Source organism: Caballeronia mineralivorans PML1(12) (genome assembly GCF_001028175.1).
Classification (GTDB): domain Bacteria; phylum Pseudomonadota; class Gammaproteobacteria; order Burkholderiales; family Burkholderiaceae; genus Caballeronia; species Caballeronia mineralivorans.
In genome coordinates this window covers 1-24,838 of sequence record NZ_AEJF01000187.1, presented here as the reverse complement: position 1 = coordinate 24,838, position 24,838 = coordinate 1, and the positions used below count along the sequence as shown (strand labels likewise).

Genomic DNA, 24,838 nt, shown 5'->3' with positions numbered 1-24,838 from the left:
TGATGGGCGGCCCCGGCGGTCATGACGGGCATCGAATGGAAATGCGGATGAAGAAAGAGTTGGACAAGTTGCACGGCCAACTGAATCTCAACGCAGACCAGGAAAAGCTGTGGCAATCCGCGCTCGACACCATGAAGCAGAATCATGCGGCCATGCGTCAAAGCCACGAGCAGATGCGTGCACAAATGCAATCGGTCAAACAGCAACCCATCCTCGATCTGAACGCCATGTACGCGGCGCATCAGAAGATCGAGCAACAGAACGCCCAGTTGCGCGACCAGACCAGCGCCGCATGGCTCAACTTCTATAACGCGCTGAACGACCAGCAGAAAACCACGGTCAGCACGGCGCTCAAGCAGCGTTTTGCGAAAATGGAAGAGCACCGGGAGCACTGGGGTCAGCATCGTGGCATGCCGGGAGGCGCATCGGCGGCCAATCCTTGATCGTTACTTAAGAATCAGCGAGGTCGATGATTGAACCGGCACGGCTCGCCGGTTCAATCCAATCGTGTCGGACGAGCCGCCGACCCGCGGCCGGGCGAAACGATCGCCGTACACACGACGCTGTGGCGTCATCCGGGTAATATCCGGGTAATATCCGGGCAACATCCGGGCAATCGAAGCGCACATCAAAAAGGCCGCGGAATGACTTCCGCGGCCTTCCGCCCTGCTTGCGAGCCGAAGCTGGCAAAACCAACCACTCGCGTTTACGCCAGATCGAACAGGATCACTTCTGCGCCGGCGCCTTGATCCAGTGTGACCTTCGACACCCCTTCGAGCTTCGCAGCGTCGCCGGCAACCAGCGCTTCGCCGTTCACCGAAATCGCTCCCCGCGCTACGTGAACATAAACACGACGCCCCGCCGGCACGTCGAATTCGGCGCGCTCCTCGCCATCGAAAAGACCTGCGTAGAGCTCAGCATCGGCACCCAGCTTCACCGCGCCGTCCCGCCCATTCGGCGATGCAATCACCCGCAGCTGGCCGCGCTTTTCAGCGTCGTCGAAATGCTTTTCCTCGTAGTCCGGCGCATTGCCCATTGTGTCCGGGATGATCCAGATCTGCAGGAAATGCGCGGTTTCAGTGGCTGAGCCATTGAACTCGCTGTGCCGCACGCCCGTGCCGGCGCTCATGCGCTGGACATCGCCAGGATGAATGGTCGAGCCGTTGCCCATGCTGTCCTTATGCGAGAGTCCGCCTTCGAGCACATAACTGATGATTTCCATGTCGCGATGGCCGTGTGCCCCGAAACCCTGGCCGCCCGCGACGCGATCCTCGTTGATCACCCGCAGCGCGCCGAAATGCACGTGCTTCGGGTCGTCGTAGCCGGCGAAAGAAAAGCTGTGATACGAATCGAGCCAGCCGTGGTTAGCGTGGCCGCGGTCATTGGCGCGTCGAATTTCGAACATGTCGAACTCCCGGTAATGTTGCGATGGACAGAATGTAAGGGCGCACACCCCACTCGACAAGCGCCTGCGCAGGCACCACACCATCCTGAAAATGCGTGTAATCGTGACAATGCGTGGCGTTGCCGGGGGATATCGGAAAACCGGGAGCCCGGATCGAGGTCCGGGCGCTCGCTGCGGCTTCGGGTAGAATACCGGCCTTTTCAGAGGTCGCCGGGTGCCGGAAGATTCGACACCTCGCGGCAAAGCCGCGCCGGGAAAGCCTCGACGCGCAGCCGGAGATTTCAGCCGAGATCGCGTTTTTTCGGCTCTGAGGCCGTTCTCGACAAAACGCACCAATTTTGGACACCTAGAATAAGCACCGCCGAAGATGGTCGGCTGGCAGCGGTGCACCTAGGCGCGGCCGAAGCGACAACAGTGGCGGCCACGCGAATTCAGGCAAAAAAACGCGGCTGAACAGGCAACAGCAAAGGCCACAACAAGCCCAAGCGCACGTCATCAAGGAATTACCATGTTTCTGCAAGGCTACGGGCCGCTTATCCTCTCGGGCACATGGCAAACCGTCAAGCTGGCGGTCTTGTCGCTCGTGTTCGCATTCGTGATTGGCCTGCTTGGCGCGGCGGCGAAACTATCGAGGAACCGCGTTTCGTCGGGCGTCGGTACGATCTACACCACGCTCGTGCGCGGTGTTCCCGATCTCGTGCTCATGCTGCTGTTGTTCTACAGCATCCAGATCTGGCTCAACCACCTCACCGACTTCCTGGGCTGGGATCAGATCGATATCGACCCGTTCGTCGCCGGCGTCGTCGTGCTCGGTTTTATCTACGGCGCGTATTTCACCGAAACCTTCCGCGGTGCGTTTCTCTCCGTGCCGCGCGGCCAGCTTGAGGCAGGCGCGGCATACGGCATGACGCCGTGGCAAACCTTCTCGCGGATCATGTTCCCGCAGATGATGCGTTTCGCGCTGCCGGGCATCGGCAACAACTGGCAAGTGATGGTGAAAGCAACGGCGCTGGTATCGATCATCGGTCTGGCGGACGTGGTGAAGGCCGCCCAGGACGCCGGCAAGGGCACCTTGCGGTTCTTCTTTTTCACGTTGCTCGCCGGCGCGGTTTATCTCGTGATCACGACGCTGTCGAATCTCGTGCTGATGTGGCTCGAACGGCGTTACTCCTCGGGCGTGCGCAAGGCCGATCTGTAGCCATAAACGAGCCATAAGCGGCATGCGGCGTTTCTGTTCCAGCGCCCGCGGCGCCCTCGCTCACAGATAAAAACCAGCGAATCCAGACACCATCAGGCAACCCCCACGCGGCGGAATCCATGCTCGAAATCATCCAGGAATACTGGCGCAACTATTTGTTCACCGACGGTTATCGCATCACCGGCCTTGCCATCACCATGTGGCTGCTGGTTGTATCGATCGCGCTCGGCTTCTGCCTGTCGATCCCGTTGTCGGTCGCACGGGTATCGAAGAACAAGTTTCTCTCGCGCGGCGTCTGGGTCTATACGTATATCTTTCGCGGCACGCCGCTCTACGTGCAACTGCTGCTCTGCTACACGGGCCTCTACAGCTTGCAAGTGGTCCGCGACCACGTGCTGCTCAACCAGTTCTTCCGCGATGGCATGCACTGCACGCTGCTCGCATTCACGCTGAACACCTGCGCGTACACCACGGAGATCTTCGCCGGCGCGATCCGCGCGACGCCTTACGGTGAGATCGAAGCGGCGCGGGCATACGGAATGTCGTCGTTCACGCTTTACCGGCGCGTGATCCTGCCGTCGGCGTTGCGCCGGGCGCTTCCGTACTACAGCAACGAAGTGATCCTGATGCTGCATGCCACCACCGTCGCGTTCACCGCAACCGTGCCGGACATCCTCAAGATCGCCCGCGATGTGAATTCCGCTACGTACCAGTCGTTCCAGGCGTTCGGCATTGCCGCCCTGCTCTATCTGTTCATCTCGTTCGCGCTCGTGTGGCTGTTTCGCCGTGCCGAGCATCGCTGGCTCGCCTACTTGCGGCCGCAGGGTAAATAAGCCTCAAGGATCGGCACACCATGAATACACCGGCATCCAAGCTTTTCGTCGATGACCTGCACAAGCAGTACGGCGACAACGAGGTACTGAAGGGCGTTTCGCTAAGGGCGAAAGCGGGCGACGTGATCAGCATCATCGGCTCGTCGGGATCGGGCAAGAGCACGATGCTTCGCTGCATCAACTTTCTGGAGCAGCCGAACCAGGGCCGGATTTTCGTCGATGGCGAGGAAATCCGCACGCTCAAGGACAAGTACGGCGCGCTGAAAGTGGCTGAGCCCAAGCAGTTGCAGCGCATGCGCACGCGCCTGTCCATGGTGTTCCAGCACTTCAACTTGTGGTCGCACCTGAGCGTGATGGAAAACGTGATGGAAGCGCCGCTCAAGGTGCTGGGCTTATCGAAGCAGGAAGCCCAGGAACGGGCGCGCACGTATCTCGAGAAAGTGGGACTCGCGCCACGGCTGGAAAAACAGTATCCGTCGCATCTGTCGGGCGGCCAGCAGCAACGCGTGGCTATTGCGCGTGCGCTGGCCATGCATCCCGACGTAATGCTCTTCGATGAACCCACCTCTGCGCTCGATCCCGAACTGGTGGGCGAAGTGCTGAAGGTGATGCAGACGCTGGCCGAGGAAGGCCGGACGATGATCGTGGTGACGCACGAAATGGCGTTCGCCCGCAACGTGTCGAATCACGTGGTGTTCCTGCATCAGGGACGCATTGAGGAAGAAGGACATCCCGATGCCGTTTTCGGCAATCCCCGCAGCGAGCGCCTCAGGCAATTTCTGTCGGGCAGCCTGAAGTAAAACTACATGCAGCCGGAGATAGCAGTCTGAAAGCGCCCCAAGGGGCGCTTTTTTAGTTGGTATGTCTAAACACGCGCAGCCGTTTTTAAGCTTCGGCCTATTAACCTCACGCGCGTCGTCCGTCAATAGAGGCAATCCATAGCGTTAAGATTCAGGATCGCTGACTCCCTTATTCCATAAGGCTTTGCGGTTCATTTCCCATAGTTTGTGCAAACCCGCAACACACTAATCATTGCATTTTCGAGACAGAAAGTAGGCAAACAACAATTTTCTTTGGCGGCTCAAAGGTATTTTGCTAAATTAGTAATCAAAGTACGGAAACGAAGTTCATTAAAAGTAGTTTTACTTCAAAAAGAACTGAGGAGACACCAATCCCAAAGGTTGGTTGTGACGCGAAAGGGTCATGCAATTGATCGCCCCACGTCACGGACACCACCCCTTCGGGTGTCACCCCTCTAAATAGTTTCCGGTTCGGTGCGCTGGCACCGGACCAATACCGCCGCACTTGGGCTTCTATTTTTTGACAGGGTTGGAGGAGATGATGAAGAAAGCTTTGCTCGCGGCTTCGCTGCTGACGGTCGGCGTTGCGGCACACGCCCAAAGTAGCGTGACGCTCTATGGCCGGCTCGACGCCGGCATTGAATACATGTCAGGAGCCCCGACAGGTGGCGCAAACGGCGTCACTACCGGCAGCGCGAACCGTTTCCGCGCAGAAAGCGGCGACTGGGGTACCAGCCTGTGGGGTATGAAGGGCGTTGAAGATCTGGGCGGCGGCAACAAGGCCGTGTTCCAGTTGGAAGGCAGCTTCAACACCATGACCGGTGCGGGCCCGGGCGGTGGCGGCCTCTTCAATCGCTGGGCGACAGTCGGTATCGCCAATGACCAGTTCGGTACCTTCTTGCTGGGTCGCGAACTGTTCATCTCGAACGGCGTGTGGGACTTCGATCCGTTCGGTCAGTCGAACTGGTCGTCGGCTTCGCTGGTGCGTGGCCGCAACTGGCCGCAATCGAGCAACAACGTGTCGTACCAGTCCCCGAAGATCGCAGGCTTTGACTTCTACGGTCAGTACGCCTTGTCGAACGCGACGAGCTGGAATGGTAACGGCACGACGGCTCAGGGCCGTGAGGCTGGTGCGCAGATCACGTACACGGCATCGCTGTTCCAGATCCGTGGCCTGTACGACGAAATTCGCAATCCGGCCAACGGTGCGCTTACCGACCCGTACAATTTCTCGCGTGAATACATGCTCGGCGCGAACGTGTTCCTGGGCCAATTCAAGTTGCAGGCCGTGTATCAGGCATCGCGTACTTCGGGCGGCGCAGCAGCAACGTCGGTGTCCGGTTCGACGTCAACCGATCAGGAATGGGGTGGCGTGACGTGGCAAGCGACGCCGGCTGCAGCTTTGATCGCAGCGGTCTATCACGTCAATGCGAACAAGGGTGGCGGCAACGGCAACATCTACACCATTGGTGGCACGTACAACCTGTCGAAGCGCACGCTGCTCGACATCCAGATCGCGACGGTGCGCAACAGCAAGACGGCCAACTACGGCCTGAACGCGAACGCCGCGGGTGACACGGTTTCCACCGACAACCCGCTGCCGGGTCACAGCCAGTCTGGTGTGTACGCAGGTATCCAGCACTCGTTCTAAGCTGAACGAAACAGCCGGAGCAAGTACGACAGAGAGAGATTTATAAGGTTTTCACGCTGCTGCGAGAGGCGCGTATCGGTGCGGTGTCCGAAAGGGCATCGCACCGTTTTTTATTTTTGTTGGCATCGGTGGATAGGGTGGCGTGTGCTGGCCCGCTTTTGGTTGGCCTCTTCCACGAACACGCTTCGCCCCCAACGCTCTCGGGCAAGATCATGCGCCCCAAGGACCTGTACCGTTTTTTGTCCCCAGTCTCATTTGCGCCTTTTGCGCTCAGCAGACCCTCCAAACACAAAAGCCGCCGATGCGAACCTCGCATCGGCGGCTTCCTTACCACCACGGTCAATCAAACGCCGTTAATCGCGCGCTATGCCCGCCGCGCCGTGGCTCAGCCAGTCGAGCACCGCGCCCGTGTCGTCGTCGCCCGCTTCCCGCACCTTCGTCATCGCTTCGCTCACGTCAGCACTCGCGTTCGGCACCGCACGACGGATCGCCACGCCAACCGCAAGAATGTCGATCATCACGAGATGCAAAATGCGCGAAATCATCGACATCTGCGATTCACGAATCTCGATGTGATCGGTTTCCAGCGCCACCGTCGCGCGCTTCGCCAACGGCGTGTTGCTCGACGTAATGGCAACGACCGTCGCGCCCTGCTGCATCGCAATCTCAAGCACACGCAACAACTCAGGCGCACGCCCCGACTTCGATACCGCCACGATCACATCGCCCTTGCCCAGCAGCGCCGCCGACGCCGCCTGCATGTACAGGTCGCCATAAGCGATGGTCGGGATGCCAAAACGGAAGAACTTGTAGTGCGCGTCCTGTGCCACGATGTTCGAATTGCCCAACCCATAAAACTCGATTCGCCGGGCCCCATTGAGGATATCGATAGCACGTTCCACGTGATCGAAATTCAGGTGCTCACGCAGTTGCAGGATGGCCGACACGGTATTGTCGAGCACCTTCGCACCGAAATCCGTGGCGGTGTCTCCAAGATGCACCTGGCTGTGACTCACCGGAATCGTGCCGGTCAAACCCGTCGCCAGCTTCAGCTTGAAATCCGACAAGCCCTGGCAACCCAGCGACCGGCAAAAACGGATCACCGTCGGCTGGCTGACATCGGCTTTGCGGGCAATATCGATGATCGGATCATTGATGATCGAACGCGGATGGTTCAGCGCAAGATCGGCCACACGGCGCTCGGCGGGCGTCAATGCATCGCGCATCTGGCGGATACGCTCGAACACCGCGGACGACCCGCCGTTCGCGCGATTCGACAGTTGCTCGGACAGAATCGCCGATACCCCGAGAAACGCCGGATATTCCGCCGTGATGATGAACGTGGGCACGCTCGACAAATACTGCTGAAAACGCCCTTTCGCTTCGAACCGCTCGCGAAACGGCGACTTCGTGAACAACTCGCCCAGCTTCAGCACCACCCCGCCGCCAATAAATATCCCGCCCAGCGCACCCAGCGTCACTGCGATATTGCCGGCAAACGTGCCGAGAATCCCGCAGAAACAATTGACGGCCTCAAGCGCGAGCGCCTCGCCATCGTGCGCGCGCTGCGTGATGCCGGCCGATTCGAGATCGTCCGGCACGCTCACGCCGTCGCGTTCGGCAAGCGCCTGATAAATCAGCAAAAGACCGGGGCCAGCCGCCACGCGTTCAAACGACACATGCGGCCATTTCTTGCGCGCAAACCGCATCACCAGGTCTTCGCGTTCATTCGACGGCGCGAAGCTCGCATGGCCACCTTCGCTGCCAAGTGCGATCCAGCGGTCATCGGCGGGAATCAGGCCGGACACGCCCAGGCCCGTTCCCGGCCCAAGCAAGCCGATCACACTGTTCTGCCGGCGTGAACCACCGCCGACTTGCACACGCTGTGCATCGGTCAGGCCAGGCAAGGCCATTGCCAGAGCGGTGAAGTCGTTGACGACCAGCAGCGTGTCGAAACCAAGCGCACGGCGCGTGGCCTCGATCGAAAAGCTCCAGTCGTGATTCGTCATCGAGACGTGATCGCCATCCACCGGATTCGCGATCGCCACGGCCGCGTGGTTGACGCGGCTCACCTTGATGTCCTTCAGATATTGCTGCATCGCTTCAGCGATACCCGGATAGTCGCGGCCGGGATACACGCGGATTTCGCCAATCACGCCCGGCGCCGTTTCGAGCGCAAAGCGCGCGTTCGTGCCGCCAACATCGGCCAAAAGCCTTGGTCCGTCGGCGTGCTGACTTCCGGCCGCTACCGTTACGGCCTTACTTTGCACACCAGTAGACATCGAGCCTGACTCCCTGAGCATTAGCCAACGTCGAGATGGCGTTTTTTTGCGGCGCGGCAAGCGCAGCGTTTAGTACATCTAGCTTCTTCTGGCCACCAATGAACAGATAGAGCTGCTTGACGCCTTTGAGCGCGGACATCGACAAGGAAACACGCGCGTGCGGCGCGCTGCCCGGATGAACCGAGATGAACCGGTCAGCGGTCGATATGGCGAAATCCCACTCGGGCGCGTCGGCGAAAATAGACGCCGTATGGCCGTCTTCACCCATGCCGAGCACGGCGACATCCGGCACCCGGCGCTGTGCATCTGCGTTCAGGTCGGCGATATGCGCGTCCAGGGAACGCGTAGTGTCCACCAGCGGCAGGAAATAAGCGCCGCTCGCTGCGTTCTGCAACAGCGTTTCACGCACCAGGCGCGCATTGCTTGCGCTGTCGGTCTCCGGCACCCAGCGGTCGTCGACCAGGGTGACGTCGATATGCGCCCAGTCAAGCGCGCGAGTCGAAAGGGTTTGCAAGAACGGCTTCGGGCTCGTGCCGCCGGATACGGCAAGCGTTGCGTGTTGGGCGGGGTTGCCAGCCACAGCGGCACCAGCCGACGCCGCTCCGCGAGCCGCGAGCGTTGCGGTAAGCGCGTCGCCTACCGCTTCTGCCAACGCGTCGGATTGGGCGCGTGGCTCATCAAAAGTATGAAGCTCGATCACTGCTCCTCCATGCTGCCTTGTTTTGGTTTCATTTCGCCCGTTGCGAGAACGCCCGAACCAGTTTCAGCGTCGCGCAACAGGATTTGTCTCGGCTTTAATTGCAACATGTCTACAGCACGTACGTCTTAGAACACGTTCCACCGACCCATTACAACGGTCTCCATTCCACTCTTAATTCTCTTCTTCCAGCCAGCAGGTGCCGTGCTGCGCCAGCATCGCGCTTGCGGCCGCCGGTCCCCAGGTGCCCGAAGCATAAGGCTTCGGCGGTTTCTGCGACGCAGCCCATTCGTCCAGGATGGGTTCCACATAACGCCACGCCGCTTCCTGCTCGTCACGACGCACAAACAACGCGAGACGTCCATTGATTACGTCGAGCAGCAGGCGCTGGTACGCCTCCATCTGCCCTTCCTTGAAGAACTTGTCGAAGGCGAGATCCAGATGGACGCTCGCGAGATTCATACCTTCGCCAGGTTGCTTCGCGAGGCAATACAGGCGGATGGTTTCGTTCGGCTGCAGGCGAATCACTAACCGGTTCGCGCCCGCGCGCAAGGCGGTCCCGCCGAGCGCCGAGTGCGGCACGGGGCGGAAATTCACGACAATCTCCGCCGTCCGGTCCGCCAGCCGCTTGCCGGTGCGAAGGAAAAACGGCACGCCAGCCCAGCGCCAGTTTTCGATCTCGACCTTCAACGCGACAAACGTCTCCGTATGGCTGTCCGGCCGCACACCCTTTTCGGTGGCGTACGCCGGCACCGACGTGCCCTTGATCACGCCCGCATGATATTGGCCGCGCACCGCGACCTTGCTGATGTCGCGGGGATCGACGGGCTTGAGCGCGCGCAGCACCCGCAGTTTTTCATCGCGGACGGAATCGGAATCCATGGAGTGCGGCGGTTCCATGGTCACGATGGAAAGCAGTTGCAGCAAGTGGTTCTGCACCATGTCGCGCAAGGCGCCGGTGTTGTCGTAAAAATCGCCGCGGGCTTCCACGCCGAGTTCTTCGGCAATCGTGATCTGGATGCTTTCCACCCATTCGCGCCGCCACAGCGGTTCGAACAGCGCATTGCCGAAACGCAGCGCGAGCAGGTTCTGCACCGGCTCCTTGCCCAGATAGTGGTCGATCCGGTAGATCTGCTCTTCCGCGAAGATCTCGCCGACAGCATCGTTAATTGCCTTCGACGACTTCAAGTCGTAACCAAGCGGCTTTTCCAGCACGATCCGCGCGTTTTCGTTCAGGCCGACATCGGCGAGCGCACGGCAGATCGGCACGAACAGCGACGGGCCTGTCGCGAGATAAAACACGCGCGTGCCGCCGAGTTCGTTCACGGCATCGCGCAGCAGCTTGAAGTCTTCGGGCTTGCCGAGATCGAGCCTGACGTAGACAAAGCGCGCAAGGAAACCCTTCCACACGGCGTCGTCGACACCATTCTTCGAGACGTGCGGTTTGACGTGTTCGTTGACCCAGTCCAGATACGCGTCGCGATCTTCGGCCGCGCGCGCCACCGCGACGATCTTCCCGCCTTCCGCGAGCATTCCACCACGATGCGCTTCGAACAGCGCCGGCAGGATCTTGCGCATCGAGAGATCGCCTGTTCCGCCGAACAGAACGAACGTGAAATTCGAGTCGTTTTGCATGTGTCTCCGCAGGGGTTCTGAAGGACCGTAGTCCAATAAAATTTTTTTTGACACTGAATTGTAGTTTAACTACAATTCAAATCAAGGGGTAACGTGATCCCGGAAAAAAACACTTAGTCAATCAGAACATGCGTGTTTTCCCGGAGATTCATGTCTAGTTGCATGGTAATTGACCTGAGCCAATGACGCTCTTGCCGTAAAGGGAGCGTCGCAGCAAGGGCGAAAACCGCTTCGCGCAAGACCCCGGACGCACGTCACGCTGGTCGACGCCAGTGTGAACGGGCAAAAATCAAAAGAGGAGACAACAGTTGCGATTCGACACACTCATCTCTTGAGAGCCGTGCGGCCGTGGTTCGGTCTGCCGGCCAAGCTGGCGCGCCCGAGGTTTCTTGCCTTGGACAACGCTGGCCGTATCCCGCCGACACCGCCGATTCCGGCCACTTCAAGTTTGTTCATGTTCCAGCCATCGCTTCCTGGCGGCATCAGGGGCCAATCGTTTTTTGTTCAGGTGTTCGGAGGAGATAAACAATGAAATTTCGCAAGCTCATCGGCGCGCTCGGCGCCGCAGGTCTGTTGTGCGGCGTGGCGGCGCAGGCTGTTCAGGCTGCAGAAGCTGTGTCCGTGCTGCACTGGTGGACGTCGGGCGGTGAATCGAAGGCGATCGGCGTGTTGAAGGACGACATGACGAAGCAGGGATACACCTGGAAGGACTTCGCGGTTGCCGGTGGCGCGGGCGCCGCGGCCATGACCGCATTGAAGACCCAGGTGATCTCGGGCAACGCCCCGTCGGCGGCTCAGATCAAGGGTCCGCTGATCCAGGAATGGGCTGATCAAGGCGTGCTGGTGCCGATCGACTCGGTTGCAGGCGACTGGAAGAAGAACTTGCCGCCGGAAATCGACAAGATCATGCACGCAGGCGGTCATTACGTAGGCGCGCCGTTCTCGGTGCATCGCGTGAACTGGCTGTACATCAACAAGGACGCGCTGGATAAGGCAGGCGGCAAGGTGCCGACCACCTGGCCGGAATTCTTCGCAGTCGCCGACAAGATGAAAGCCAACGGCATCGTCCCGGTGGCAGCGGGCGGCCAGCCGTGGCAAGACCTGACGCTGTGGGAAGACGTGGTGCTGTCGCAGGGTTCGGACTTCTACAAGAAGGCGCTTGTCGATCTGGACCCGAAGACGCTGAGCTCGGACCAGATGGTCAAGGTGTTCGACACGGTCCGCAAGGTCCAGTCGTACTTCGATAACGGCCGCACCGGCCGTGACTGGAACCTCGCCACGGCCATGGTCATCAACGGCAAGGCCGGCATGCAGTTCATGGGCGACTGGGCCAAGGGCGAGTTCGCGGGCGCGAACAAGAAAGCCGGCTCGGACTATGTCTGCGTAGCGGTTCCGGGCACGGAAAAGGCTTACACGTTCAACGTCGACTCGTTCGTGTTCTTCCAGCAGAAGGGCGCGAAGGAACCCACGCCGGGTCAACTGGCACTGGCCAAGACCATCATGACGCCTGACTTCCAGGAGCAATTCAGCCTGAACAAGGGTTCGATCCCGGTTCGCCTGGGCGTGTCGATGGCCAAGTTCGACGATTGCGCGAAGAAGTCGTACGCCGATGAACAGACCGCGATCAAGTCGGGCGGTTATGTGCCGTCGCTGGCTCACGGCATGGCGCAAGGCGACGCAACGGCGGGTGCCATTACCGACGTCGTGACGAAGTTCATGAACTCGACGCAGGATTCGAAGAGCGCAGTGGCTGCTCTCGCGAATGCCGCGAAGACGAAGTAAGCGTTTCAGGTCGTAATCGGGCGTGTTCCGGCTTTGCTGGAACGCGCCCGAACCCAGGTTTGATGTAAGTAAAAACCGCTGTATCCCTGTTCCGGCCTGAGACTCTTGCCGGCAAATTTTCAGGAGTCGAGAAGTGGCTGCCTCCCCTAGCGGTATCGCGAGCAAGACTTCGCGCACCCCGCCCCGCCGCACGTCGCCTCTGGCGGCGCTTGCCGATACATACATCCCTAAGCTGGTACTCGCGCCTAGCGTGCTCATTGCGCTCGTGTTTGTGTACGGCTTTATTTTGATCACCGGTTATCTCTCGCTGACCAATTCGCGATTGATGCCGCGCTACGACTTCACCGGTTTCCAGCGCTACACCGAGCTGTTCTCGAACGACGTCTGGTGGACATCGGCTGCGAATCTCGGCTGGTTCGGCATTCCGTTCATTGCTATCTGCGTCGGGCTCGGGCTGTTCCTGGCCATCTTGCTCGACCAGAAGATCCGTAATGAAGGCGCGTTGCGCGCAATTTTCCTCTATCCGATGGCGCTGTCGTTCATCGTGACGGGTACCGCTTGGCAATGGATCCTGAACCCCGGCCTCGGGCTGGAGAAGATCTTCCACGACTGGGGCTGGACGAGCTTTTCGTTCGACTGGCTGGGTAACCCCGACAAGGCAATCTTCTGCGTGGTGATCGCGGCCGTGTGGCAATCGACGGGTTTCGTCATGGCCTTGTTCCTGGCCGGTTTGCGCGGCGTGGACGCGGAAATCTTCAAGGCCGCGCAGATGGACGGCGCTTCATTGCCGCGGATCTATCGCCAGATCGTGATTCCCAGCATGCGTCCGGTGTTTTTCTCCGTGCTGCTGATTCTCTGCCACATCACTATCAAGACTTTCGACCTCGTGGTTGCGTTGACCGCGGGCGGTCCGGGCACGTCGTCGTCGTTGCCGGCCATGTTCATGTACACGTTTTCGTTCAATCGCGGGCAACTGGGCCTGGGCGCCGCTTCGTCGATGATGATGCTCGCCACCGTCGTCGCCGTGCTCGTGCCGCTCATGTATCTGGAATCGAGGAGCACCCGCAATGGAATCTAAGATGACGATCAGCCGCGCCGTCATCTATGCGGCGCTGGTCCTGTTTGCCCTGTACTTCCTGTTCCCGATCTACGTGATGCTCTCGACGTCCTTCAAGGACCTCGACCAGTTGCGCTCCGGCAACCTGCTCACGCCGCCGACCACATTCACATTCGCGCCGTGGGTCAAGGCGTGGTCGCAATCGTGTACCGGCGTGCGCTGCGACGGTATGGAACCGTTCTTTATGAACTCCGTGCGCATGGTGATCCCGGCCGTGCTGATCTCGTCGATAGTCGGCGCGTTCAACGGTTACGTGCTCACGCACTGGCGCTTTCGCGGCGCCGACGCGGTGTTCACGATGTTGCTGGTGGGTTGTTTCATTCCCTTCCAGGCCATCCTTTTGCCGATGGCGCGTTTGCAAGGCATGCTGGGACTCGCTAACACCACGACCGGTCTGGTGCTCGTGCACGTGGTCTACGGTATTGCGTTCACCACCATGTTCTTCCGTAATTTCTACGTGAGCATTCCGGCGGAACTGGTGAAGGCGGCGCGGATTGACGGTGCGGGCTTCTTCACCATTTTCACGAAGATCCTGCTGCCGGTATCGCTGCCTATTTTCATGGTGTGCCTGATCTGGCAATTCACGCAGATCTGGAACGACTTCCTGTTCGGTATCGTGTTCTCGGGTGTCGATTCAATGCCGATCACCGTCGCCCTGAACAACCTGGTCAATACATCGACGGGTGTGAAGGAATACAACGTCGACATGGCTGCTGCGATCATTGCCGCCCTGCCCACCCTGCTCGTCTACATGGTCGCCGGCCGGTTCTTCGTGCGCGGCCTGACAGCGGGCGCGGTGAAGGGCTGATTTCCGCGCGGCGCCTCTTACTCAATGGCTGGCGCCCGCGGTAGAAGATCAACTGATGCGCGCACGAAGATACTCAGCGCAGAGACATTAAAGGATTCATAGCATGGCAAGCCTTTCAATCCGTGACGTGTACAAGACTTATGCGAACGGCGTCCCCGTTCTGAAGGGTGTGAACATCGATATCGAGGATGGTCAGTTCCTGATCCTCGTCGGCGGTTCGGGCTGCGGAAAGTCCACGTTGCTCAATATGATCGCCGGGCTGGAAACGGTCACCAAGGGCGACATCATGATCGACGGCAAGACGGTGAATAACCTCTCGCCCAAGGATCGCGACATTGCGATGGTGTTCCAGTCGTACGCCCTGTATCCGTCCATGACCGTGCGCGAGAACATCTCGTTCGGGCTGAACATCCGCAAGGTGCCGAAGGACGAGCAGAAGGCGATCGTGACGCGCGTGTCGGATACGCTGCAGATTCAGCATTTGCTGGACCGCAAGCCGGGTCAGTTGTCGGGCGGTCAGCGTCAGCGTGTGGCAATGGGCCGTGCCCTCGCCCGCGATCCGGTGATGTTCCTGTTCGACGAGCCGTTGTCGAATCTGGATGCAAAGCTGCGGATCGAGATGCGCTCGGAGATCAAGTTGCTGCATCAGCGCCTTGGTACGACGATTGTGTACGTGACGCACGATCAGATCGAAGCCATGACGCTCGGCGATCGGATCGCGGTGATGAAGGACGGCGTGGTGCAGCAGTTCGGCGCGCCGCAGGACATCTATGATTCGCCGGCGAATTTGTTCGTGGCGGGTTTCATTGGCGCGCCGCCGATGAATTTTATCGATGGCAAGCTGGTCGAAGCTGGCTCGGGTATCGGGCTTGAGATCGATACGGGCGTCTCGCGTACCGTACTGAATCTGCCGTTCGATGCCGCTGCGGTCCGCGGCAAGATCGGGCAGAACGTGATTCTCGGTTTGCGTCCGGAGCGGATTACCGATGCGCGTAGTGCGCACAACGTTGAAGATGCAAGATTGCAGCCGATTGAAGTGAAGATCGATGTGATCGAGCCGACCGGGCCCGATACCTTGGTGTTCACGCAGGTGAATGGCAAGCGCGTGGTGAGCCGCGTGCACCCGGCGTCGAATCCGCAGCCGCTGACGAATATGACGCTGTTGTTCGATGTATCGAAGGCCGTGTTGTTCGATTCGAAAACGGAAGAACGGTTGGCTTAAGCGTTGTTGCTGAAAAGGCTGGTTGAAGCCGCGCAGACCGAAAGGGCTGCGCGGTTTTTTCGTTTGCGGCGAACGCTCCTGCGCAGTAAGGCACAATTGCCCTTCCGAATTCTTGAACAGACCGGCCGCCGCCTGCCCGCGCTCGTCCGCAACTACCTTGCAGGCTCTGCTTAAAACGATGACAGATTCTTTCCTCAGCCGACATCCCGAACTCGAATGGCGCATTGCCGATGGCATCGATCCATTCATCGAACTGGAAGCGCTTGATGACCCGCGCGTCGATGCATGGGTCAGCACGCAGAACGCGCGCACGACTGAAGCCTTCGGCAAGGCCCAGGACACCGACAAACTCACGAAAAGGCTGGCGAAGGCCTACACCTCGCAGGAGCGCATCGTGTCCTGCTCGCGCTATGGCGACTGGGGCTACAACACGTGGCAGGACGAGCAGAACCCGCTGGGCATCGTGCGCCGTACGCCGTGGACCGCATGGCTTGCTGGCAAGCCCGAGTGGCAGATCATCCTCGACGTCGACGCGCTCGACCTGAACAACGCACCCACGAACGAAAGGGAAGAAGAGGAAGCAATCCGCTGGGCGCTGCATGACTTCGACATGCTTTACCCCACTTGGGACCGGGCGTTGGTGAGCTTGTCGCCGGGAGGCTCGGACGCATGCATGGTCCGCGAATTCGATATCGAATCGCGCACGTTCGTTACAGATGGATTCACGCTGCCCGATGTCGGCAAGCACGGCATCTCGTGGATCGATCGCGATACGGTGTACGTCGGCTGGGACGATAGCGCGCACAGCAAAAAACCCGCTCTGACGACCTCAGGTTTCCCGCGTCAGGCGCGCAAATGGAAGCGCGGTACGCCACTCGCCGATGCCCCCGTGGTCTTCGAAGGCAAGCGTCGCGACGTCTCCGCGGGCGTCGACTACGATCAACTCGAGAACCTGCATCTCGCCTCGCGCGCGACCTCGTTCTTCGAGACGCTTCAATACTGGCTCGATGAAACCACCGGTGAGTGGCAGCAATACGATGTCCCGCCGCACGCCGAACTCGAACATTGGAACGGCTGGTTGTTTGTTACACCGCGGGAGTCTTATGAAGCAGGCGAGGCCACCTACCCCGGTGGTTCGCTGTTGGTCATCCGTCGTGATGAGTTTCTAAAAGGCGCACGCAATTTCACCGTGCTGTTCACGCCATCGGGCCGCAACGTCCTCGCCGATATCGACTTCACGAAGCACTGGCTGGTTGTATCGCAGATGGACGATGGCTCGCCGCGCGTCGAGTTGCTCGCGCCGCCCGTTGACCTGAAAGGCGACTGGATCCGCCGCGACTTCGCGTTGCCTGCGGCGAGCCAGTCGTATGTAGACTCCATCGATAGCGAACGCGACGACACCGTGCTCGTTCACGTCGAACATTTCCTCACGCCGCCGTCGCTTTATTACGCCGATCTCGCCCAGCCGGAAAGCGAATGGCAGCTTCTCGCGCGCCTTCCGGCTCAATTCGATGCCACCGGTCTTATCGCCGAACGTCGTCACGCGACCTCATCCGATGGCGTCGAAATTCCCTACTGGCTGGTCGGCCGCGAAGCGAACGTAAAAGGTCAGAAAACCGCGCCCTGCCTGCTTTACGGCTACGGCGGTTTCGAAGTCGCGCTCGACCCGCATTACGACGCAACCACCGGCATCGCATGGCTCGAACGCGGCGGGTTGTACGCCGTTGCGAACATTCGTGGCGGTGGGGAGTTCGGCCCGGAATGGCATCAAGCGGCGCAGCGAGAGAAACGCCAGGTCGCCTTCGATGACTTCATCGCGGTTGCACAAGCGCTGGTGGCATCGGGCGTGACGACGTCGAAACAACTCGCCATACGTGGCGGCAGCAATGGCGGCTTGCTCACCGGCGTCATGCTGGTCCAGCGCCCGGAATTATTCGGCGCGGTGCTCTCGGAGGTGCCGCTGCTCGACATGGCGCGCTTTCATTTGCTGCTGCAAGGGGCCTCGTGGATCGACGAATACGGCGACCCCGACGATGCCGAAGACCTGCGCTTCCTGATGACCTATTCGCCTTATCAGCACGTGAAAGCCGATGCGGTTTATCCGCCGGCGCTGTTCACGTCATCGGCGACCGATGACCGCGTGCACCCCGGCCACGCCCGCAAGATGGCTGCTCGGATGCAGGCGCTGGGACATGACCGCGTGTGGTATCTGGAGAACCGCGACGGCGGTCACGGCGCGGGCGTGGAGGCCGAAAGCATCGCGCGGGTGGAAGCGACGGCCTTCACGTTTTTGCAGCGGATGGTAGGCGGCGAGTGATGGTTTGCTGAGCGGGTTTGCTGAGCGCGGGCTGAATACCTCACCCCGCGCGACTCGCCCTCACCGGCGTGCCATGCCAGCGCAATACCAGCGTACGCCCGACGAACGTCAACACGCCGGTCACCGCGATCACGATTCCCATGCCCTTCGGCGTGCCATCGTGCAGCATCCCCACCGCGAGACTCGCCAACGCGCCGAGCGCGAGCTGCACCGCACCGAACACCGCGGCCGCCGCGCCCGCGTTATGCGGATAGCGATGCATCAAATCCGTCGTGCAGTTCGCCGATAGCAGCCCCACCACGCCGACCACGAAGAACAAACAGCAGACGATCGGCCACAATCCGCCCAATCCGGTGATGCACACAAACGCCGTCGCCAGCGCCGCGATCACGCTGACAAACGATGCAATCGAGATCAGTTTCAGCGATCCGAGCGGCCCGACCAACCGCGTGTTCACGACGTTCCAGCCGATGATCCCGATGATGTTCAGCCCGAAGAAAAACCCGTAGTGCTGCGGTTTCACATGAAAGTAGTCGATATACACAAACGGTGTCGCGGTGATGTAGGCGAACATCGAAGCGAACGCCATCCCGCCGCATAACACGTGACCCCAGGTGACGGGATCGGTGAGTAGTCGGCCGTATGCGGCGAACGAGCGCCCGAGCGCCGAGCTCGCGCGTTTCTCGCGCGGCCAGGTTTCCGGCACGCGCAAATACGTGGTCACTGCGCAGAGCGTGCCGAACAGCGTCAACGTGACGAAGACCGCGCGCCAGCCGCCAAGCAGCAACAATTGCCCGCCGATCAACGGTGCGAGCAGCGGCCCGATCGACGTGACGATAGCGAGCATCGACAGCACACGCGCCGCGTCGGAAGGGGCGTGGGCATCGCGTGCAATCGCCCGTGCCAGCACCGACGCCGAACCCGCGCCGAGCGCTTGCAGAAAGCGCAAGCCGACCAGCGAATCGATGGAAAATGACAGCGCGCACCCGACGCTCGCGAGCGTGTAAAGCACGATTCCACCGAGCAGCACCGGCCGGCGGCCGTAGGCGTCGGATAGCGGACCGTACACGAGCATGCCGAGCGAAAAACCGAGCATGAAACTGGTCAGCGTGATCTGCGCAGCGGCCGCGGTCGTGCCGAACGCGGCGGCGAGAGACGGCAGGCTTGGCAGATACATGTCGATGGAAAGCGGACCGCACGCCGCCAGCGCGCCGAGCAACAGGATCAGTCGGCGATCGGCACGGCGCTTGATGATTTCGGGCATGAGAGGCGAAAAGGAACTTGAGGAAAAGGCGCAGTTTTCGGTACTGGCGAGTGGCGAAACGAACACGAAACGAGCGCGAAAAACCTCGAGGCGGCCACGTCCGGCGTGCAAACGAAGGGCTTAAACAAAGCCTTAAAACAGTGTGCATTGTACGCGCCCCGCTTTCATCGGCCGGGCTTCAGTGCTTTCGAATGCAGCGCCGGGCCCGAGCATCACAGACTCGATCCGGACGACTCCGGTACAATTTCATCTTGATTTCCTGCAGCCGCGCCGACCCGCCGGGCTGAATTTCCGGCGCTGATCAAGGCTTGTCGAAGCCAGCGCCCGCAGCCCTTCTCCGCAGAACCCGTCATCCAGCGCAGGTCCATTCATGTCCAGAAATGAAGCTCTCTTCGAACGCGCCCAGAAAACCATCCCCGGCGGCGTGAACTCGCCGGTGCGCGCCTTTCGCTCGGTCGGCGGCACGCCGCGGTTCATCGAACGTGCGCAAGGTCCGTATTTCTGGGACGCCGATGGCAAGCAGTACATCGACTACATCGGTTCCTGGGGCCCGATGATCCTCGGCCACGTCCATCCCGAAGTGCTCGACGCCGTGCAGCGCGTGCTCGTGAACGGGTTTTCGTTCGGTGCGCCGACCGAATCCGAGATCGAGATTGCGGAAGAGATCTGCAAGCTGGTCCCATCGATAGAACAGGTTCGTATGGTGTCCAGCGGCACGGAAGCGACCATGAGCGCGCTGCGCCTTGCGCGCGGGTTCACGAAGCGTGATCGGATCGTGAAGTTCGAGGGCTGTTATCACGGTCACGCGGACAGCCTGCTCGTGAAAGCGGGATCGGGTCTGCTGACGTTCGGCAACCCCACGTCGGCAGGCGTTCCCGCCGATATCGCCAAGCACACGACCGTGCTCGAATACAACAACGTCGAGCAGCTTAACGAAGCGTTTGCCGCGTTCGGTGCCGAAATCGCGTCGATTATCGTGGAGCCGGTGGCCGGCAACATGAACCTCGTGAAAGCCACGCCCGAGTTCCTGCAAGCACTGCGTGATCGCTGCGACGAGTACGGCTCCCTGCTGATTTTCGATGAAGTGATGTGCGGCTTTCGCGTGGCGCTCGGCGGCGCGCAGCAGGTCTACGGCATCAAGCCGGACCTGACGTGTCTCGGCAAAGTGATCGGCGGCGGCATGCCCGCGGCCGCATTCGGCGGGCATCGGGACATCATGGCGCATCTCGCGCCGCTCGGCGGCGTGTACCAGGCAGGGACGTTGTCGGGGAATCCGATCGCGGTCGCGGCCGGGCTGAAGACCTTGCAGCTCATCCAGGCGCCGGGCTTCTACGACACACTCACGAAGCAAACGCGCCGTCTCGCCGATGGCCTCTCATCGGTCGCAAAGGAAGCCAAGGTGCCCTTCTCGGCGGACGCCATCGGTGGCATGTTCGGCCTCTATTTCGCCGAGCGCACCCCGGCGAGCTTCGCTGAGGTCACGCAAGGCGACACAAGGCGTTTCAACGCGTTTTTCCACGCGATGCTCGACGCCGGCGTGTACTTCGCGCCATCGGCGTATGAAGCGGGATTCGTCTCGATCGCCCACGACGACGCCGTCATCGACGCGACGCTCGACGCCGCTCGCGGCGCCTTCGCCCGCCTCGCAGCCTAAAGAGATCGGAGATCGCCGCCATGTTCTCGCAGACCGATTTCTCGCACATGGAGCGCGCGCTGGCGCTGGCCGCGCGGGGCATGTACACGACGACGCCGAATCCGCGCGTCGGCTGCGTGCTGGTGAAGGATGGCGACGTGATTGGCGAAGGTTTCACGCAGCCGGCCGGCCAGGATCATGCCGAGATTCGCGCGTTGAAAGACGCACGGGCGCGTGGCCACGATCCGCGGGGCGCCACCGCCTACGTCACGCTTGAGCCGTGCAGCCATTTCGGCCGCACCCCGCCCTGCGTGCACGCGCTGATCGACGCGCGGGTCGCGAAGGTAATCGCTGCGATGGAGGATCCGAACCCGGCCGTATCGGGACGCGGATTGGCGATTCTCCGCGATGCGGGTATCGATGTGCGCTGCGGCCTTCTGGCCAACGAGGCGCACGAGATGAACATCGGCTTCGTGTCGCGCATGACGCGCCGCCGCCCGTGGGTGCGCATGAAGGTGGCGGCCACGCTGGATGGCCGCACGAGTTTGCCAAGCGGCGAGAGTCAATGGATCACTGGAGAAGCGGCCCGTGCCGACGGTCATGCATGGCGCGCGCGGGCGTGCGCGATCTTGACGGGCATTGGCACGGTGCGCGAGGACGATCCGCAACTTACCGTGCGCGCTGTTGAAACGCCGCGTCAGCCGCAACGCGTGCTGATCGACAGCCGTCTGGACGTGCCGCTTACTGCCAGGATCCTGGAAGGCGCACCGCCGTGGGTATTCTGCGGCGACCAACCCGACCCTGCAAAAGCCGAGGCGCTGCGTGAACGCGGCATTGAATTCACGCCGTTGACGAACGAACACGGCAAGGTCGATTTGCCAGCCATGCTGGGTATCCTCGCCGATCGCGGCATCAACGAATTGCATGTGGAAGCGGGCCACAAGCTCAATGGCTCGCTGCTGCGCGAGGGATGCGTCGACGAATTGCTGGTGTATCTCGCACCGAGTTTGCTGGGCAATGCGCCGGGCATGTTCGATTTCACACCGCCCGATACACTCGATGCCCGGGCGCATCTGCGGTTCCATCGGATCGACCGGCTGGGCGACGACCTGCGCATCCTGGCGCGCTTCGCAGTGGTGAAACCCGACGCGCCCACGGACGCAAAACCCCTCATCTAACGCTTACGCAAAAGCCAAGGAATCTCGACGATGTTCACAGGAATTGTCGCGGCGGTGGGCCGCATCGAAGCGGTTACGCCGTTGGGTTCAGCCACGGATGCCGATACCGGCGTACGCCTTTCGGTGGCGTCAGGCGGGTTGGATCTCGCGGACGTCGAGCTTGGCGACAGCATCTCCATTCAGGGCGCGTGCATGACCGTGATCGAGAAGTCGGCCACTTCTTTTGCCGTCGATGTCTCGCGCGAGAGCCTTAACAAGACGGCTGGCCTGTCCGAACCCGGCGATGTGAACCTGGAAAAGGCGCTGCGTGCGCATGACCGGCTGGGCGGGCATCTGGTGTCGGGGCACGTCGATGGTCTTGGTGAAGTGACGCATTTCGCCCCTGTTGGCGAGTCACATGAGCTGCGGATTCTCGCGTCACGCGATATCGGTAAATATCTGGCTTATAAAGGCTCGGTGACAGTGAACGGCGTGAGCCTGACGGTGAATACCGTGAATGACCGGCCCGATGGCTGCGAGTTTTCGATCAACCTGATTCCGCATACGGTGGAAGTGACGACGTTGCGGCATTTGAAGGCCGGCGCGAAGGTCAATCTGGAGATCGATCTGATCGCGCGGTACGTGGAACGGATTCTCAGCACGTCTCAAGACGGCTATAAGCCGTTGAAATGATTTGATTTTTGGCGGACTGGGCGTCTACCACCGTCTCGTTGAAACCCGCCACAGCTACGATTTTGTGACGGTATACCGCCGTTTTCTGCGTGAAGTATACCGTCACCCTTTTGGAAAAGACCCTCTTCGACGCGCCCAAACCGGCTGCCTGCCGCGCCGGTATTGGGTTCGGCGGTGATGTTCCGGAACTACGCCACCAGGTATATCGCGGCGTTTCGTTCGTGTTCCAGCCCTATCACTTGAGATTGAGCATAGTCAGGGGCCTCACGTAGGCTGTCGACCAAACGGAGATCGAAGGCCCTTGGTTGCCACGCAAGTCCCGTTTCAGGTATGCGGCTATCGCGGGCGGCCGCGTTGCGCTGGGCCGCCCCTGCCTGCGGTACTCCTGCTCGTGGCTGTCTCGCCCGACTTTCCATTCTTGGCTTCGAATCGAGCAATATGGTGCTCACGTGCCTCTTTTGCGAACGACAAAGAACGCTCGATACGCGATGTCAGAGTGCCCCATGACTCGTACTGCGGCGGGTAAAGCGTTTCCAAAGAGAACCGTTCAATGCAAACCAAGCCGAGTGTGAGACTCTTCTCGCTAAGGTGCAGGACTTGGTTGAAAATGTTCACAGGCAATTGCCCCTCACGTTCCCACCAGCCATCCACGAAGCTATCGAGGGCGTGAAGAGAGTCATAAAAGTTAATAAGCGCCGTTGCATCATCGCCTGACAAATCCCTGAACTGCGGCGCGTTGGGATACAAAACCGGCATTTCCGGTAGGAAGTCCTCCTGTAAGTCGTTCGGCTTTATCCCATTTTCAGCAGACACGCAAATGAAATTTGGAATGGCACGGCTGTGAATATAGAGAACTCGTTCGATGGTCCGATTCAGCTCCGCCGCAAGATACTTCCGTGCATCGACCTCGTTCCGCGCTTTTTCCTCAGATCTAGACCGTCGGGTGTTTAGTTCGTTTATCCAGGCACCTAGCAGGGAAGCACCCGCACCGAACAAGGCCCCGGAGATGATTGCGAGCTTCGTCGGAAGGGCGACCACGCCAATGGCAAAAAGCAATGCCGCCAGCCCTATGTGCGGATTCTTGCGAGCATAGTTCCAGGCTGGTCTTAAAAGTGGGCTTATCTCATCCATCGGTTTTCCAGTTGACCGGTTATCGAAACCACGAAAGCAGGCTATTGAATCCGGCTGGAAAAACAGGGGAGACGACGCTACCCATTACAAGTAATGGCCGTCACGCTTGCCTCAGCGTTGCCCACAATGCCATTCTCACATTGAAAGACTCAAGTCGAACGCCGTATCAGCCACCCGTCACACCACACACCGCAGCATAACCATGGATTACCGAGTCAGTTACGAGCACAGCCTGAAAAGCGATCCTGACGCATTCATCAGCCAGGTTCCCTCGCAGCTCGTAGACGCAATTCCCACCAACATCCCACGCGCGTTCTTGCCCGAGTACATCACGGAACTCGTCCTGAGCCGGTCGCCAACCATCGGCAAAATCCGGAACCTTCGGATTCTCTGAACGCCACGCGCCTCCAGCGGGCATGTGGAACGCTCGCAACTGCGAAATGCGCATTAGACCTAGGCCGGCCATGAAGCGACGTTCACATACGCCGTCGGCTGGACGTCCAAGTGTCGGGTCCGCTCCCCGTAACCGGCCATCCGATCCTCAAATGCGAATGCTCCTTCTCGGCCTCGTAGCATATCGAGCGCAACCGGCCAGCATCTGCCGCTCAGCTTAATCACGCCGCGGTCATTCGACCGGGGGGCACTCCAAACCCCGACCGATGCTCAGCGCGCGGATAAGGGCCTTTGCCCACGCCTATCAAAGGTCACCTCTAGATCAGCAGTATGGTGGGTTGCGAACGTTGGCGGCATCGAGTCGCTGGGCGGTCGCTACGGCTGGGATAAAGCGTCCCCCTCCAGCTTTACGCCCGAGCCTCCGGACGTCGTAGCAACAACAAGCGAATTGATAGAATAGTCTCAGCAAACACAGAAAAGAACGATTATGGCGCCCTTCTCGGTCAAACTCCTGCAGCCCTACAAATCGCTTGTTCAGTTCGATTGGAAAAACCTGCCAGACCTATGCGTCATTACGGGGACAAGTGGTACCGGGAAGTCACATCTACTCGAAATGATCGCCCGCCACTGCCAAGCCATCGGAGATAACGCGCAGCGTTCCGATCCTGTCGTCGTCGAGGCTTCGATATCGGGCGTTGAGACAGGTAGTGGGAAGGTGCTGTTCGTGCCCGCTGACCGGGCGACCGATTTCTCTGAAAATGTAACCCTAGCGGAGGTTGAAAAGCGGATCACACACTTGTATGACGTTCCGCTTAGTAAC

General features: G+C 60.2%; 21 protein-coding genes. 15 read left to right on the top strand and 6 right to left on the bottom strand.

Going from position 1 to position 24,838, the window contains the following annotated elements:
- A partial coding sequence (locus tag EOS_RS32055; RefSeq protein ID WP_047896229.1) for a periplasmic heavy metal sensor occupies window positions 1–443 on the top strand: 443 nt, incomplete at its 5' end.
- A gap of 263 nt (window positions 444–706) precedes the next feature.
- Here EOS_RS32055 and EOS_RS32050 read toward each other — a convergent pair.
- Complete coding sequence (locus EOS_RS32050) at window positions 707–1,405, bottom strand: pirin family protein (protein ID WP_047896228.1); 699 nt, start codon at window positions 1,403–1,405, stop codon at window positions 707–709.
- Window positions 1,406–1,913: 508 nt separating this feature from the next.
- On the opposite strand from EOS_RS32050, the gene EOS_RS32045 reads away from it, so the two are divergent.
- The 4 genes from EOS_RS32045 (at window position 1,914) to EOS_RS32030 (ending at window position 5,887) form a co-directional block, all read left to right on the top strand.
- Entirely contained in the window at window positions 1,914–2,603 is a 690-nt protein-coding gene (locus EOS_RS32045; RefSeq protein WP_047896227.1) for an ABC transporter permease, read from the top strand.
- A 119-nt stretch (window positions 2,604–2,722) separates the two neighbouring features.
- On the top strand, window positions 2,723–3,436 hold the full coding sequence (locus EOS_RS32040) for an ABC transporter permease (RefSeq protein WP_047896226.1): 714 nt from the start codon (window positions 2,723–2,725) through the stop codon (window positions 3,434–3,436).
- Between the two features lie 20 nt (window positions 3,437–3,456).
- Complete coding sequence (locus tag EOS_RS32035) at window positions 3,457–4,236, top strand: ABC transporter ATP-binding protein (RefSeq protein ID WP_047896225.1); 780 nt, start codon at window positions 3,457–3,459, stop codon at window positions 4,234–4,236.
- A gap of 541 nt (window positions 4,237–4,777) precedes the next feature.
- Window positions 4,778–5,887 carry a porin gene (locus tag EOS_RS32030; RefSeq protein WP_047896224.1) on the top strand — a complete coding sequence of 370 codons (1,110 nt, stop codon included), beginning with the start codon at window positions 4,778–4,780 and terminating at the stop codon, window positions 5,885–5,887.
- Window positions 5,888–6,240: 353 nt separating this feature from the next.
- Here the strand turns inward: EOS_RS32030 and EOS_RS32025 are convergent, their stop codons facing one another.
- The 3 genes from EOS_RS32025 to zwf form a co-directional block, all read right to left on the bottom strand.
- Window positions 6,241–8,169, bottom strand: coding sequence for a bifunctional transcriptional regulator/glucokinase (locus EOS_RS32025; protein ID WP_047896223.1), 1,929 nt, complete (start codon window positions 8,167–8,169; stop codon window positions 6,241–6,243).
- Window positions 8,147–8,869, bottom strand: coding sequence for a 6-phosphogluconolactonase (gene pgl, locus EOS_RS32020; protein WP_047896222.1), 723 nt, complete (start codon window positions 8,867–8,869; stop codon window positions 8,147–8,149). The genes EOS_RS32025 and pgl overlap by 23 nt, the downstream gene beginning before the upstream one ends.
- Window positions 8,870–9,040: 171 nt before the next feature.
- On the bottom strand, window positions 9,041–10,501 hold the full coding sequence (gene zwf, locus EOS_RS32015; protein ID WP_047896221.1) for a glucose-6-phosphate dehydrogenase: 1,461 nt from the start codon (window positions 10,499–10,501) through the stop codon (window positions 9,041–9,043).
- Window positions 10,502–11,029: 528 nt separating this feature from the next.
- Here zwf and EOS_RS32010 point away from each other — a divergent pair.
- From EOS_RS32010 to EOS_RS31990, 5 genes are all read left to right on the top strand, one after another.
- Window positions 11,030–12,283, top strand: a complete 1,254-nt coding sequence (locus EOS_RS32010) for an ABC transporter substrate-binding protein (protein WP_047896220.1) — start codon at window positions 11,030–11,032, stop codon at window positions 12,281–12,283.
- 154 nt (window positions 12,284–12,437) lie between these two features.
- Window positions 12,438–13,361: a carbohydrate ABC transporter permease gene (locus EOS_RS32005; RefSeq protein WP_323049582.1), complete on the top strand. Its 924-nt coding sequence runs from the start codon at window positions 12,438–12,440 to the stop codon at window positions 13,359–13,361.
- Entirely contained in the window at window positions 13,351–14,208 is an 858-nt protein-coding gene (locus tag EOS_RS32000) for a carbohydrate ABC transporter permease (RefSeq protein ID WP_047896218.1), read from the top strand. Before EOS_RS32005 ends, EOS_RS32000 begins: the two co-directional genes overlap by 11 nt.
- Window positions 14,209–14,311: 103 nt before the next feature.
- On the top strand, window positions 14,312–15,430 hold the full coding sequence (locus EOS_RS31995) for an ABC transporter ATP-binding protein (protein ID WP_047896217.1): 1,119 nt from the start codon (window positions 14,312–14,314) through the stop codon (window positions 15,428–15,430).
- Between the two features lie 178 nt (window positions 15,431–15,608).
- Complete coding sequence (locus EOS_RS31990) at window positions 15,609–17,747, top strand: prolyl oligopeptidase family serine peptidase (protein WP_047896216.1); 2,139 nt, start codon at window positions 15,609–15,611, stop codon at window positions 17,745–17,747.
- A 40-nt stretch (window positions 17,748–17,787) separates the two neighbouring features.
- On the opposite strand, the gene EOS_RS31985 is transcribed toward EOS_RS31990, so the two are convergent.
- A complete protein-coding gene (locus EOS_RS31985; protein ID WP_047896215.1) occupies window positions 17,788–19,011 on the bottom strand; it encodes a Bcr/CflA family multidrug efflux MFS transporter in 1,224 nt (407 codons plus the stop codon).
- A 370-nt stretch (window positions 19,012–19,381) separates the two neighbouring features.
- On the opposite strand from EOS_RS31985, the gene hemL reads away from it, so the two are divergent.
- The 3 genes from hemL to EOS_RS31970 are packed head-to-tail and all read left to right on the top strand — an operon-like array spanning window position 19,382 to window position 22,494.
- Complete coding sequence (hemL, locus tag EOS_RS31980; RefSeq protein ID WP_047896214.1) at window positions 19,382–20,665, top strand: glutamate-1-semialdehyde 2,1-aminomutase; 1,284 nt, start codon at window positions 19,382–19,384, stop codon at window positions 20,663–20,665.
- A 20-nt stretch (window positions 20,666–20,685) separates the two neighbouring features.
- Complete coding sequence (gene ribD, locus EOS_RS31975; protein WP_047896213.1) at window positions 20,686–21,822, top strand: bifunctional diaminohydroxyphosphoribosylaminopyrimidine deaminase/5-amino-6-(5-phosphoribosylamino)uracil reductase RibD; 1,137 nt, start codon at window positions 20,686–20,688, stop codon at window positions 21,820–21,822.
- 30 nt (window positions 21,823–21,852) lie between these two features.
- Window positions 21,853–22,494, top strand: coding sequence for a riboflavin synthase (locus tag EOS_RS31970; protein ID WP_047896212.1), 642 nt, complete (start codon window positions 21,853–21,855; stop codon window positions 22,492–22,494).
- A 336-nt stretch (window positions 22,495–22,830) separates the two neighbouring features.
- On the opposite strand, the gene EOS_RS31965 is transcribed toward EOS_RS31970, so the two are convergent.
- On the bottom strand, window positions 22,831–23,625 hold the full coding sequence (locus tag EOS_RS31965) for a hypothetical protein (protein ID WP_047896211.1): 795 nt from the start codon (window positions 23,623–23,625) through the stop codon (window positions 22,831–22,833).
- 202 nt (window positions 23,626–23,827) lie between these two features.
- Here EOS_RS31965 and EOS_RS31960 point away from each other — a divergent pair, with 202 nt between their 5' ends.
- Window positions 23,828–24,019 carry a hypothetical protein gene (locus EOS_RS31960; protein WP_047896210.1) on the top strand — a complete coding sequence of 64 codons (192 nt, stop codon included), beginning with the start codon at window positions 23,828–23,830 and terminating at the stop codon, window positions 24,017–24,019.
- 486 nt (window positions 24,020–24,505) lie between these two features.
- On the top strand, window positions 24,506–24,838 hold a 333-nt coding region (locus EOS_RS48380), incomplete at its 3' end, for a hypothetical protein (RefSeq protein WP_047896209.1).